The organism is Marinitoga lauensis (assembly GCF_004135675.1).
Taxonomy (GTDB): Bacteria; Thermotogota; Thermotogae; order Petrotogales; family Petrotogaceae; genus Marinitoga; species Marinitoga lauensis.
On sequence record NZ_QHLX01000007.1, the window covers coordinates 103,713 to 117,903 of the forward strand.

At 30.8% G+C, this 14,191-nt stretch carries 13 protein-coding genes and 3 pseudogenes; 15 read left to right on the plus strand and 1 reads right to left on the minus strand.

From position 1 onward, the window contains the following. Positions 1-75 precede the first annotated feature (75 nt). A pseudogene (gene pulA, locus DJ007_RS12765) lies at positions 76-2,672 on the minus strand (type I pullulanase). 271 nt (positions 2,673-2,943) lie between these two features. Between pulA and DJ007_RS12770 the strand changes: the two are divergent. The 15 genes and pseudogenes from DJ007_RS12770 (at position 2,944) to rplV (ending at position 14,188) form a co-directional block, all read left to right on the plus strand. After that, complete coding sequence (locus tag DJ007_RS12770; protein ID WP_129409927.1) at positions 2,944-4,296, plus strand: MFS transporter; 1,353 nt, start codon at positions 2,944-2,946, stop codon at positions 4,294-4,296. Next, on the plus strand, positions 4,280-4,444 hold the full coding sequence (locus tag DJ007_RS14955) for a hypothetical protein (protein ID WP_165974179.1): 165 nt from the start codon (positions 4,280-4,282) through the stop codon (positions 4,442-4,444). Before DJ007_RS12770 ends, DJ007_RS14955 begins: the two co-directional genes overlap by 17 nt. After that, positions 4,444-4,851, plus strand: coding sequence for a hypothetical protein (locus DJ007_RS12775; RefSeq protein WP_129409928.1), 408 nt, complete (start codon positions 4,444-4,446; stop codon positions 4,849-4,851). The genes DJ007_RS14955 and DJ007_RS12775 overlap by 1 nt, the downstream gene beginning before the upstream one ends. Continuing rightward, positions 4,839-6,017: a vWA domain-containing protein gene (locus DJ007_RS12780; protein WP_129409929.1), complete on the plus strand. Its 1,179-nt coding sequence runs from the start codon at positions 4,839-4,841 to the stop codon at positions 6,015-6,017. Before DJ007_RS12775 ends, DJ007_RS12780 begins: the two co-directional genes overlap by 13 nt. Positions 6,018-6,333: 316 nt before the next feature. Beyond that, positions 6,334-6,708, plus strand: a complete 375-nt coding sequence (rpsL, locus tag DJ007_RS12785; RefSeq protein WP_047265792.1) for a 30S ribosomal protein S12 — start codon at positions 6,334-6,336, stop codon at positions 6,706-6,708. A 12-nt stretch (positions 6,709-6,720) separates the two neighbouring features. Continuing rightward, positions 6,721-7,188: a 30S ribosomal protein S7 gene (rpsG, locus tag DJ007_RS12790; RefSeq protein WP_129409930.1), complete on the plus strand. Its 468-nt coding sequence runs from the start codon at positions 6,721-6,723 to the stop codon at positions 7,186-7,188. A 20-nt stretch (positions 7,189-7,208) separates the two neighbouring features. Continuing rightward, complete coding sequence (gene fusA, locus DJ007_RS12795) at positions 7,209-9,287, plus strand: elongation factor G (protein WP_129409931.1); 2,079 nt, start codon at positions 7,209-7,211, stop codon at positions 9,285-9,287. Positions 9,288-9,320: 33 nt separating this feature from the next. Next, the gene (gene tuf / locus DJ007_RS12800; protein ID WP_129409932.1) at positions 9,321-10,520 is read left to right on the plus strand and encodes an elongation factor Tu; all 1,200 of its coding nucleotides are present in this window, start codon (positions 9,321-9,323) and stop codon (positions 10,518-10,520) included. A gap of 88 nt (positions 10,521-10,608) precedes the next feature. Then, complete coding sequence (rpsJ, locus tag DJ007_RS12805; RefSeq protein WP_047265687.1) at positions 10,609-10,917, plus strand: 30S ribosomal protein S10; 309 nt, start codon at positions 10,609-10,611, stop codon at positions 10,915-10,917. A gap of 30 nt (positions 10,918-10,947) precedes the next feature. Beyond that, positions 10,948-11,570: pseudogene (rplC, locus tag DJ007_RS12810) on the plus strand (50S ribosomal protein L3). 33 nt (positions 11,571-11,603) lie between these two features. After that, entirely contained in the window at positions 11,604-12,281 is a 678-nt protein-coding gene (gene rplD, locus DJ007_RS12815) for a 50S ribosomal protein L4 (RefSeq protein ID WP_129409934.1), read from the plus strand. Then, a complete protein-coding gene (gene rplW, locus DJ007_RS12820; RefSeq protein ID WP_129409935.1) occupies positions 12,281-12,580 on the plus strand; it encodes a 50S ribosomal protein L23 in 300 nt (99 codons plus the stop codon). The genes rplD and rplW overlap by 1 nt, the downstream gene beginning before the upstream one ends. 18 nt (positions 12,581-12,598) lie before the next feature. Continuing rightward, positions 12,599-13,420 (plus strand): annotated as a pseudogene (gene rplB / locus DJ007_RS12825) (50S ribosomal protein L2); the annotation flags it as partial. Between the two features lie 16 nt (positions 13,421-13,436). Continuing rightward, complete coding sequence (rpsS, locus tag DJ007_RS12830) at positions 13,437-13,721, plus strand: 30S ribosomal protein S19 (protein ID WP_129409937.1); 285 nt, start codon at positions 13,437-13,439, stop codon at positions 13,719-13,721. Positions 13,722-13,735: 14 nt separating this feature from the next. After that, the gene (rplV, locus tag DJ007_RS12835) at positions 13,736-14,188 is read left to right on the plus strand and encodes a 50S ribosomal protein L22 (RefSeq protein WP_129409938.1); all 453 of its coding nucleotides are present in this window, start codon (positions 13,736-13,738) and stop codon (positions 14,186-14,188) included. Positions 14,189-14,191: the final 3 nt, after the last annotated feature.

The following is a 14,191-nucleotide window of genomic DNA, read 5'->3' on the forward strand; positions in this document are numbered from 1 at the left end:
TAATACAAAAATATATATAAGCTTATAAGTATAAATTTATAAATAAAAATCCCCCTCATTAAATGAGGGGAATATTTATTTTTGATATAAAACATAAGCAGATAAAGAATCTAGTATAATTTCATTTTTGACAGTTTCAAGAATTTTTGTTCCAGCAAATTTTTCATTAACAACTACATTCCATCTTCCTTGTGGGAGTTTAAAATTAACTTTTGAAGAATTTGCATTATAAATTACAATGATGTTTTTCCACGAATCATTATTTGCGTTATCTTTAATTATAAAGGCAACCATTCTTTTTTTAGGGTTTTTAAGAATGTTAAATGACTCTTAATCATATCCGCATTAGTCATTCTAAATGCGGGATGTGCTTTTCTTAATTCTATTAATCCTTTATAATAGCTAAAAATATCATAATATTTTGATTTTCTGGACCAATCAAAAACATTTGGCAATTCTTTATTATACGGATTGTCATTTCCCATTTTTGTTCTCGCAAAATCGACGCCACCATGTAAAAAGGCTATTCCCTGAGAAGTTAAGATAATTGCATTTGAAAATTTTTGAGCTTTCTTTAATTTATTTTCAATTTCTTGAGGTATTTTTTCTTTCCATGGTTCGTAACCTAAAGCTAATGCATTTTTATCCCATAAAGTATGATTGTCATGATTTGAAACATAGTTTATCGTTTCTTCTGGATCATTTGTCCATAATCTAATTCTTGAATCATAATATATAGAACCTACAACTCCTCTTTTGATTTTTATTTCCTTACCTAAAGAACCTAATCCAAAACCCTTTATTTTTGCGTTAAATACACTACCTCTAATAGCATTTCTGAAATCATCGTTAAACATCGCTATATGCATATTTTTTTGATCGCCTTTACCAAATAGTAATTTTCCTCCGCCAGTCCATGGTTCGCCGTATAGTAATATTGATGGATCAATTTTATGAAGTTCTTCGCTTATTAATTTCATTGTTTTTTTATCTATTAAGCCCATAAGGTCAAATCTAAAACCATCAACATGATATTCTGTTGTCCAATATTTTACAGAATCAAGAATAAATTTTCTAACCATAGGTCTTTCTGTTGCTATTTCGTTTCCAACACCTGAACCATTTGTGTAATGTCCGGTGTCATCAGTTCGATAATAGTAATAAGGTACAGTTTGATCAAAAGCAGAGCCTTCACCAACAACAGCGGTATGATTATATACAACGTCAAGAATAACTCTAATTCCATTTTCGTGGAATTTTTTTATCATTTCTTTTACTTCTTTTATTCTTGAATTTGGGTCAAAAGGGTTAATTGAGTAAAAACCATCTGGTACATTATATAATTTTGGATCATATCCCCAACCATATTGTTCTTTAAATTTTGTTTCATCTATAAAATAAATATCCTGAATTGGCATAATGTGAACATGTGTAACACCTAGTTCTTTTAAATGGTCTAATCCTGTTTTTACACCATTTGGTCCAATAGTATTTTCTTGAACTAAGCCCAGATATTTTCCTCTATATTTTTCAGGAACACCAGAATTCTTATTAATTGTAAAATCTTTTACATGAATTTCATATATAATAGCATCTTCCGGATTTATAAAAGGTGGTTTTGTGTCGTTGTTCCAATTTTTTGGGTTTGTATCTTTTAGATCCACAATAGCAGATTTTTCTGAATTTATAGAAACAGCTATTGAATATGGGTCAACGGTTTCTCTATATTTACCATATGAGTAAAATCTATATTTATAAAATAATCCTTTTATATCTCCATTTACTTTAACACTCCAAACTCCATTTGTATCTTTTTTCATATTATATATTTTATCTGGTTTTTTATTTTTATAGTTGGTATATAATAAAAGTTCGGCACTTTTTGAAACAGGAGACCATACTTTGAAAATAGTATATTTTTTTGAATAAGTTATACCGAGATCATTTCCGGTGTAATAAAAATCATTTAATATATTTCTCATAATAGCAGTATTCTCAACGTATCCTGAAATTTTTATTTTGACTGTTTTATCAACATCTTTAAAAGGAGAATTAAGCATAATTTTAATTTTAGTAGTTTTTGAAATATCAGTAGGATCTAATTTTTCGACATTTTTTATTGTTAATTTTTCATCATCAGCAAAGACCTTGATTTTTCCTTTCCAGTCTTTTGTATCAAATGGAGTGGTTAAATTAACTTTTAATTCAGTAGGAGAATCCATAATTGCACTCAAAATTCTTGGACTTATATCGATATTATTTGGGTTTGTATAAGGTTTTTCTACACTGGTAATAACCCAAATTTCAGCAACTCCAGATTTCGGTATTTTAACAAATCTATCCTTTGCAACATCTTTAGCCTGCCATTCGTTTAATCTTACAATATATCCCAATTCTGTATATTTTTCGTCAAAAGTAATAATGGCGTAAGGTCCAAATTCATCTCTTCCTGTGAATTGATAAGCGTGTCCCTCTAAGGATTGAGGTTTATTAGGCCATACCCATAAATTCCAGCCGTTGTAATTGTTATCAAAGCGGTGATAATGTATAATTAAAACCGTTTTTGCTCCAAAGTCTTTTGCTGTTTTTCCGGCGCTATATGATGGAAAGGCAGATAAGAGAATAGTGGAAATAATTAATAAAACTAAAACTAATAAACTTTTCTTTTTCATAAGACTCCCTCCTAACATGTATTTGGTATTTTTACCATATTTATTATAACTATTTACATAATAAATAAAAATAATAATAATTGTTATTATTCGTAATTAACATTAAATATATAACATTATATATAAAAGTATAATAAAATCTTCGTAAAATAATAAAAATCATTTAATAGGATATAACTTTTATTTTATATGAAATTTTTAAACATCCTGGATATATGTATTTAAGAAATAACATGATATAATCAAGTATACTTAAAAGGTGGTGTTGTCAGTGGAAAAGTTGAATACAACATTAAAATTATCGATATTTGAAGGGATGTTTTTTAATGCTTTTTTTGTGGCAACCCAGACATTTATAATAATTTCTATAGCATTGTATTTTGATGCGAATCCATTTCAAATATCTATAGTATCATCTTTTCCTGTGTTTTCACAAATGTTTCAAATTTTTACCCCCTTTTGGTACAATTTGTTTAAAGGTAGGAAGAATAGTCTTATTGTTGTAGCTATTATTGGTAGAGGAGCCCTGGTCTTATTGCCATTTGCAGTTTTATTTGATTTAAAAAATTCATGGATATTTGTATCAATAATGATAGTATATTCATTATTTGGAACATTTATAAGCAATATATGGACTTCAGCGATGAGAGAGTTGGTTCCGTTTGAGAAAAGAGGTAAATATTTTGGTTTAAGGAATGTATTTGCATCTGCTGTTGGTATATTGGCTACATTTTTATATGCGCAATTTCTGGATTTTTCAAATAAAAAAATGGGTATATTACTTGTTTCATCTTTAGCGGCGGTATTTTCTGTTATAACAATAATTCTTTTTATTTTTCATAAAATTCCAGAAGTTACAGAACGCGTACCTAAAATAAGTTTAAAAAAACCATTTTACGATGAAAAGTTTCAAACATTTTTAATATTTGTTGGTATATGGACATTTGCTATAGAATTGACAAGACCATATTTTTCTTATTTTCAATTAGCTATTTTAGGAGTAAATACGAGATTTTTGGGTAATATAAGTGTAGTTTCAGGTTTAATAACATTAGGTTTATATCCATTTTATGGAAAATTAAGTGATAAATATGGAAATAAAAATATTTTAATGATAGGTATTTCACTTGCAACTATAGCTCCACTATTATACTTTGTAATGACGGATTACAATTTTAGAAGTTTAATACTATTGGACGGCATATTTTCAGCCTTTGCATGGTCTGCTATAAACCTTACGTTTTTTAATTTATTACTTGAAACGGTTTCTGAACCAGCAGAAAATTATATAGGGGCATATGCCCTGGTTTCTGGAATAACAGCAATAATAGCTTCAAATATTGGAGGTTTTTTTGGAAATATATTAAAAAACAAAACATTTCATATATTAGGTGATAGATATCATGGTATCCAGTTTTTAATATTAGCTGGTTTTTTATTGCGGATATATGCGTTATTGCATTTAACAAGTGTTGAAGCATATGAAAAGCCAATTAGATATAAGAGTTGGTTATTATCAAATCCATCATTATTTAAACGAAGGGAAGTACATTTGCCAATTTATTTGAAAATATTAAAGCCTCGAAGAAGAAAAATGGAGGGAAAAAATGTCAATAGAAATTGAAAGAAAATATATTATAAACGATGAAGAAGCTGAGAAATTAAAAAATAGGAGTATAAAAAAAATAGGAATAATACAATGGTATATAAAGTCTGAAGAAAATGAAATTGAGAGAGTGAGATTACAATTAATAAGAAAAAAAATAATGTGATGAAAAAATGGAATTATGCCTATAAAGCAAATACAGAGATTCCACATGAAAAAATCGAAAGAGAAAAGGAATATTTTCCAGAAAATATAGAAAGACTATTTGAAAAAAAGATGGTGATAAAAGTAAGATATATTATGAATGAAAATCCAGAGATAGTTTTAGATGAATTTATTGAAGTAGGAGGAATGAAATACAATATATCTGAAAAATATTTACTAGAAATAGAAATGAAACATATAAAAAAGTATGACAAGGAAGATTTTGAAAATGAATTAAAAAATAAAGATATAAATATAATAAGAGATGTCACAGAAGATTATAAATATTATAATAATAATATAGCTTCAAAACCTGATAGATATATAGATTTAAATGAAATAATTGAGGTGCTAAAATGGAGGATATAATTGAAAAAGCATGGATAGAATTAGGGAAGGAAAGTATATTTTATAATTATTTAAAAATGTATTTTGATAACATCCCTTCTGAAAATGTTAGGACAGTAAAATTATCAATATCAAAATCAGGTCGTTTTAAAATATTATATAATTTAAGGAGATTAAAAGCACGGGGAATTATTTTTGCTAAAGCGATATTGAAACATGAAATATTTCATATTATTCATGGGCATATTTTTATAAAACCGAAAGATAAAAAAGATAAAAAAATATGGAATCTTGCAATGGATGCAGCAATTAATCAGCAAATTAAGGAATTAGATGCCTTTTCTGTACCTCTGGATGTATTACTTGATGAAGGGTGTGGTACTGATAACGAAAATATGTTTGTAGGTCCTCCGATGAATTACATAAATAGAACAGCTGAAGAATATTATAAATGGATTTTAGAATTCTATGAAAAATCTAACAAAGTAGACCTTGAATTAATTGAAGAAAATAGAATTGATTCGCATGATGATTTTGGGAATTTTGAAGTAATAGAAGAAATAGTTATGGATCTTGTTAGTGAAGTTATAAGTGAAGCTTATGAAAAATCCAAAGGAGATATTCCATCAGGACTTGAAATTCCAATTTCATTATTAATATCAAAATCTCAAAAGAATTGGAAAGATCTAATAAGGAGATTTTTTGGCACTTCAATAGTTATAGAAAAATATAGAACACCGTTGAGGCCAAATAGAAGATATGAAAATCAACCTGGATGGAGAAACTTATTTGGGCCAAAAATTGCAATAATAATTGATACAAGTGGCTCGATAATAGAAGAAGAATACTCTGCTTTTTTTTCTGAAATTGAAAAAATTGCAAAAATATACGATTCAAAAATTTATATTGTTCAAATAGATAACAGTATTCAAAATATTTTAAGATATGGACAGGGAGATTGGAAAAATATAGAAATTAAAGGAAAAGGAAATACTGATTTAGAACCAGCTATAGAATATTTAGAAGAAAATTTAAGGCCAGAAGGAATAATAATATTTACCGATGGTTATGTTGACTTACCAGTAGTTAAAAGAAGGGTATTATTTGTTTTAAGTAAGAATTATAATGAAGATTTTAAAATGAGTGCAGAAGAAGTTTATGGAAAAAATTCAACAATAGTTTTGTAGTTTTTTAACAAAACACCCAAAACCGTGTATTATATCGTAACAAAATAATAAAGCTATTTTTGTATAAAGCGAGTAAAATAAAACATATAGGGAAAGATTTATTTTATTAAAAAAACTAAAATAGTCTAATAATGCTGTTTAGAAAAAATGAAAAAATATATATTGTTTGAAAATGTTGATGTTATGCGTAAAATACGGTTTAACATATTCGTAACTTCACAAAAATATCACAACATTTTAATTGAAAATTAAAAAGACCTGCGGTAAAATACACTTGGTATTTTTTAAAATATTGAAAGGAGGAATAGAAAATACTATGCCAACTATAAATCAGCTTGTAAGATATGGAAGAAAACAAATCAAGAAAAAATCAAAGTCACCAGCATTACAAAGTAACCCTCAAAAAAGAGGAGTTTGTGTGAGGGTTTCAACAATGACTCCTAAAAAACCTAACTCAGCTTTAAGAAAAATTGCAAGGGTTAGACTTTCAAATGGAATTGAAGTTACAGCATATATCCCAGGTGAAGGTCATAACTTGCAAGAGCACTCAAACGTATTAATAAGAGGTGGAAGGGTAAAAGACTTACCAGGTGTAAGATATAAAATAATTAGAGGAACATTAGATACAGCTGGTGTTGAAGGAAGAAAACAAAGCAGAAGTAAATACGGGACAAAAAGACCTAAGAAGTAAGGAGGTAAGTAAATGAGAAGAAGAAGAGCGCCAAAGAGACCAGTTACTCCTGATCCAATATATAATGATACATTAGTTTCTAAATTAGTAGTTAGAATAATGAAAGATGGTAAAAAAACTGTTGCACAATCAATTGTGTATGGTGCATTTGATATAATTAAAGAAAAATTAGAAAAAGATCCTTTAGAAGTTTATCATCAAGCAGTTGAGAATGTTAGACCATTAATTGAAGTAAGACCAAGAAGGGTTGGTGGTGCTACTTACCAAGTACCATTTGAAGTTCCAGAAGATAGAGCTATTTCTTTGGCTTTGAGATGGATAGTGAAAGCTGCTAGAGATAAATCAGGAAGGCCAATGAAAGAAAAATTAGCTCAAGAATTAATAGATGCTTATAATGGTGTTGGTGCAGCAGTTAAGAAAAGAGACGACGTACATAAAATGGCTGAAGCCAATAAGGCTTTTGCACATTACCGCTGGTAATTTTTTGAGGAGGGATTGTTTTGAAAGAGCGGTTATATGCTTTAAATAAAACAAGAAATATAGGAATTATTGCACACATAGATGCAGGTAAAACAACAACTACAGAAAGAATTTTGTTCTATACAGGTAAAAAACACAAATTAGGTTCTGTTGATGACGGAACTGCTACAATGGACTGGATGGAACAAGAAAAAGAAAGAGGTATTACGATTACTTCAGCTGCCACAACATGTTTCTGGAGAGATCATAGGATTAATATTATTGACACACCCGGACACGTGGATTTTACAGTTGAAGTTGAAAGAGCTTTAAGGGTATTAGATGGTGCAGTTGCAGTATTTGATGCTCAAGTAGGTGTTGAGCCACAATCAGAAACTGTATGGAGACAGGCTGATAGATACCATGTTCCAAGAATTGCTTACATGAATAAAATGGACAAGCTTGGAGCAGATTTTTATAATGCAGTTCAAACAATGATTGATAAATTGGGTACTAATCCGTTGCCATTGCAAATTCCAATTGGAGCTGAAGCAGACTTTGAAGGTGTTGTAGATTTAGTAAAAATGAAGGCAATTTATTGGATTAGTGAAGATGGAGCACAATACGAATATAGAGATATACCAGAAGATTTGGTAGCAAAAGCAGAGCAATATAGAGAAGATTTAATTACAGCAATTTCAGAATATGATGAAGAAATAATGGAATTATTCTTTGAAGGGGAAGAAATTCCAGAAGATAAAATTAAAGCAGCAATCAGAAAAGGAACTGTAGAAGGTGCATTTGTTCCAGTTATATGTGGAACATCATTCAAAAATAAAGGTGTCCAACCAGTATTAGATGCAATAGTGGATTATTTACCTTCACCATTGGATTTACCTCCTGTTAAAGCATATGACGAAAGAACAGGTGAATTCGTAAAAGAATTACATCCAGATGAAAATGGTCCTTTTGTAGCTTTGGCGTTTAAAATTATGGTAGATCCATTTGTTGGTAAATTAACATTTGCCAGAGTATATTCAGGTAAATTACAAAAGGGAAGTTATGTAAAAAATACTACAAAAGGTAAAAAAGAAAGAGTTTCAAGGTTATTATTCATGCATTCAGACCAAAGAGAAGAAGTAGATTATATCAGAGCAGGGGATATAGTAGCTATAATTGGTTTAAAAAACACAACTACAGGCGATACATTAACTTCAGAAGATGAATCAATTGTATTAGAAAAATTAGAATTTCCTGAACCAGTTATATCGCTTTCTATTGAACCGGAAACAAAAAATGATGAAGCAAAATTATCTAAGGCATTACAAGCATTGATTGAAGAAGATCCAAGTTTAAATGTTAAACTCGATCATGAAACTGGAGAAACAATTCTTTCTGGAATGGGAGAATTGCATTTAGAAATTATTGTAGATAGATTAAAGAGAGAATTTAAAGTTGGAGTAAAAGTTGGACAACCACAGGTTGCATATAGAGAAACTATTAGAGGAACAGCAGATGTAGAAACCAAATATATCAGACAATCTGGTGGTAGAGGGCAATACGGTCATGTTAAAATTAAAATTGAACCTATTGATAATACAAAAGTATTGGAATTTGAAGATAAGATTGTTGGAGGTATTATTCCTAAAGAATATATTCCAGCAGTTGAAGCAGGTATAAAAGAAGCAATGCAATCTGGAATTTTAGCTGGCTATCCAATGGTTGGAATTAAAGCAACGTTATATGACGGTTCATATCATGAAGTTGACTCTTCAGAAATGGCCTTTAAAATTGCAGGTTCTATGGCCTTAAAAGATGCTGCTAGAAAAGCAAATCCAGTATTATTAGAACCAATAATGAAAGTTGATATTACAACTCCAGAAGAATATATGGGTGACATTATTGCTGACTTAAACTCAAGAAGAGGTAGAATTGAAGGCTTTGAAAATGTAGGAAATACAAATACGAGGTTAATTCACTCATTGGTTCCATTATCAGAATTATTCGGTTATGCAACAGTATTAAGATCATTATCTCAAGGTAGAGCTACACAATCAATTCAATTCTCTCATTATGAAGAAGTTCCTTCTTCAGTAGCAGAGAAAATAATAAATAAATAATAATGCATCACAAAAGATAGAGGAGGGAAAAAAATGGCAAAAGAAAAGTTCGTCAGAAGTAAACCACATATGAACATTGGTACTATCGGACATATTGACCATGGTAAAACAACATTAACAGCAGCTATTACAAAATCATTAGCAATGAAAGGATACGCAGATTTCACACCATTCGAACAAATTGATAAAGCTCCAGAGGAAAAAGCTAGAGGTATTACAATTAATATTGCACACGTTGAATACGAAACAGATAACAGACACTATGCACATATTGACTGTCCAGGTCACGCTGACTACATCAAAAACATGATCACTGGTGCAGCTCAAATGGATGGTGCTATCTTAGTTGTTGCAGCAACAGATGGTGTTATGCCACAAACAAGAGAACACGTATTGTTATCAAGACAGGTTAACGTTCCAGCAATCGTTGTATTCATAAATAAAACAGATATGGTTGATGATGAAGAAATTATCGAATTAGTTGAAATGGAAGTTAGAGAATTATTAAGTCAATACGAATTCCCAGGAGATGAAGTTCCTGTAATTAAAGGTTCAGCATTAAAAGCATTAGAAGCAGATTCTCAAGACGATCCATGGGTACAAAAAATATATGAATTAATGGATGCAGTAGATAGCTACTTCCCAGAACCACAAAGACCAGTAGATCAACCATTCTTAATGCCTGTTGAAGACGTATTCTCAATTACTGGTAGAGGTACAGTTGTTACAGGAAGAATTGAAAGAGGAGCTATTCACCCAGGCGATGAAGTAGAAATCGTTGGTATGACAGATGAAATCAGAAAAACAGTTGTAACTGGTGTAGAAATGTTCAGAAAATTATTAGACGAAGGTATTGCTGGTGACAACGTTGGTTGTTTATTAAGAGGTATTGATAAAGATGAAGTGTGGAGAGGTCAGGTATTAGCAAAACCAGGATCAATTACACCACACAAAAAATTCAAAGCTCAAATCTATGTATTGAAGAAAGAAGAAGGAGGAAGACATACTCCATTCAAAAAAGGTTACAGACCACAATTCTACATTAGAACAGCTGATGTTACAGGAACATTGTTAGAATTTGATGGTGGAGCAGAAATGGTAATGCCAGGTGACAATATTGTAACAACAGTAGAATTAATTTACCCTGTAGCTTTAGAAAAGAACATGAGATTTGCTGTTCGTGAAGGTGGAAGAACAGTTGGTGCAGGTGTTGTTACAGAAATAGTAGAATAATAAAATCTTTTTGCAAAGTTTTTACTATAAAATATAAAATCGGGGAGCTTCCACGCTCCCTTTGCTAAATGCTTAAAGGAGGGTTTATATGGCAAAAAAATTGATCAAAATAAGATTAAAATCTTATGATCATAGATTGTTAGATGAATCTGCTCAAAAGATTATTGATGCAGTAAAACAAAGTAATGCAAAGGTTTCAGGACCAATCCCATTACCAACAGAAAAAACAATTTATACAGTAATTAGATCGCCACATAAATACAATTATTCAAGAGAACAATTTGAAAAAAGAGTACATAAAAGAGTCATTTATATTTACGATGCAACTCAAGAAACAGTTACACAATTATTAAAGATACAATTACCATCAGGTGTATCAGTAGATATGAAAGCTTAATTTATGATCGGGCTCTGGAGGTGAATTAGCATGAAGGGTATTTTAGGAAGAAAAGTAGGTATGACAAGAGTTTATAAAGATGGTAAAGCCATCCCGGTCACAGTTATCAAAGCTGGACCATGTGTTGTAGTACAAAAGAAAACAGAAGAAAAAGATGGTTACACAGCTATCCAAGTTGGTTTTGAAGAATTAAAAGAGCATAAAGTTAACAAACCAAAACTTGGAATATTCAAAAAAGCTGGTGTAAAACCAATGAGAGTTTTAAAAGAATTCAAAGTTGAAGATGTAGATGCTTATGAAATTGGACAGATCATTGATGTAACGGTATTCGAAGAAGGAGAAAAAGTAGATGTAACTGGGTGGTCAAAAGGTAGAGGTTACACAGGTGTTATGAAAAGATGGAATTTTGGTGGAGGAAGAAAAACGCACGGTTCTAAATTCCATAGAGCGTTAGGTTCAACAGGTAATCATACAGAACCAGCAAAAGTATTCAAAGGTAAAAAGATGTTTGGACAGTATGGAAATGAAAAAGTGACAGTATTAAACTCAGAAGTTGTGAAAATAGATAAAGAAAATAATCTTATAGCAGTTAAAGGTGGAGTTCCAGGTGCGAGGGTGGATTATTAATAATTAGAGAAGCAATAAAGAAGTAAGCCCGAAAATGAAGAACGAGGAGGTAAAAGAAAATGGCTCAATTAGACCTTTATTCAGTTAAAGGTGAAAAAATTGGAACAATAGAAGTTAAAGATTCTATTTTTTCAATTGAACCAAATATGGACGTGTTATACAGATACGTTGATATGCAATTAACAAACAGAAGAAGAGGAACTGCTTCGACAAAAACAAGAGCTGAAGTAAGAGGTGGAGGAAGAAAACCATGGTCTCAAAAACATACAGGTAGAGCAAGAGCAGGGTCAACAAGATCCCCTTTATGGAGACATGGAGGAGTTACATTTGGTCCAAAACCAAGAGATTGGTCAAAGAAATTAACAAAGAAAATGAAAAAATTGGCTTTAAAATCTGCATTAAGTGTAAGAGTAAAAGAAAATAATTTAGTGGTAATAGATGATTTGACTTTTGAAAACCCAAGAACAAAATCGATGAAAGAAGTTTTGAAAAATTTTGGATTTGAAAATACAAAGACTTTAATTGTATTACCTTGGAAAAAAGAAGAATATATAAACGTAAAATTATCAGCTAGAAATATTCCTGGAGTAAAGGTTATTATTGCAGATAATCCAAATCAGGGAAAAGATAATAAAAAGGTTAATATTGACGGTTTAAATGTATTCGATTTAATAAATAATGAAAAAGTTGTACTTACAAAGGATACAGTAGCTAAAATCGAGGAGGTGCTCGGCTAATGGATAAAAAACAATTTAATTATGACATAATTATAAGGCCGGTCCTCACAGAAAAAACATACATGCTAATGGGTGAAAATAAATACACTTTTGAAGTAGCAAAAGATGCAACAAAACCAGAAATAAAGAAAGCTGTTGAGGATATATTTAATGTAAAAGTAGAAAAGGTATACGTGATGAATGTAAAGCCAAAGCCAAAAAGATTAGGAAGATTTGAAGGAAAAACAAGGGTTTGGAAAAAAGCAATAGTAAAATTAGCTGAAGGATACGTTATAAAAGAGCTTCAAGGTAATTTATAAGGAGAGGTGAGTTAGAATGGGTCTCAAAAATTTAAACCAACAACTCCTTCAAGGAGATTTATGATAATCACTGATTTTTCAGAAATTACAAAGTCCGCCCCGGAAAAATCTTTAATACAACCTCTCAAAAAATCAGGTGGTAGGAACTCATATGGTAGAGTTACTATGAGACATAGAGGTGGTGGACATAAGAGAAGATACAGAATTATTGATTTTAAAAGAGAAAAATTTGGAATTCCATCAAAAGTAGTATCTATTGAATATGATCCAAATAGAAGTGCAAGAATTGCATTATTGGTATATGCAGATGGTGAAAAAAGATATATTTTAGCTCCAAAAGGAATAAAAGTTGGAGAAGAAATTATTTCAGGTCCAAATGCAGAAATAAAACCAGGTAATGCATTACCATTAGAAAATATTCCAGTAGGTACAATTATTCATAATATAGAATTCGAACCTGGAAAAGGTGCTAAAATTGCTAGATCAGCAGGAACATATGCACAATTAATGGCAAAAGAAGGAAATTATGCATTATTAAGAATGCCATCAAGCGAATTGAGAAGAGTTCATGTAAAGTGTATGGCTACAATAGGAATGGTAGGAAATGAAGATCATATAAATGAAGTATTCGGTAAAGCAGGTAGAACAAGATGGTTAGGTAAAAAGCCACATGTAAGAGGTATGGCTATGAACCCAGTTGATCACCCAATGGGTGGTGGTGAAGGTGCAAGTAAAGGACATATTCCAAGAAGTCCATGGGGAACACCTGCAAAAGGATATAAAACAAGACGTGGTAAAAGAAAATCAGATAAATTTATAGTAAGAAGAAGAAAAAAGTAACCTAGGGGTGCTGTTAGTGAGTAGATCATTAAAGAAAGGGCCTTATGTACACCCAAGTCTGTTGAAAAAGGTAAGAGAATTAAATGAAAAAGGTGAAAAAAAGGTAATAAAAACCTGGAGTAGAGCTTCTATGATTTTACCTGAAATGATTGGACATACAATTGCTGTACATAATGGTATGAAACATATACCTGTTTATATAACAGAACACATGATTGGGCATAGATTAGGTGAGTTTGCACCAACAAGAAGATTTGGTGGTCATGCTGACAAGAAGGCTAAAAAAGGTAAGGTGAAATGAGGAGGGACGTAACTATGGCTGTATCAAGAGTTCAAGATGGTAAAAGATTGAAAAGATCAGTTTTTCATAAATTAAGAAAAGAAGCTGAAGCAGCACAGCCAAAAATTGAAGCAAAAGCTACAGCAAAATACTTAAGAATTTCCCCTAAAAAAGCAAGATCAGTTGTTAATGCAATTAGAGGAAAAAATGTTGATGAAGCTTTACAGATATTAATGTTTAGCCCTAAAAAAGCTGCAAGATTAACATATAAAATTTTGGTATCTGCAATTGCGAATGCTGAAAATAATTTTGGTTTAAATGCTGATGATTTATACGTTGCTGAAGTATATGTAAATGACGGTCCAAGAATGAAGAGATTGTGGCCAAGAGGAAGAGGAAGAGCTGATATTTTACAAAAAAGATTGGCACATATTACTGTTGTAGTTAGAGACAGAGAAAAAGAAAAAGAGTTAAAATCTCAGAAGTGAGGT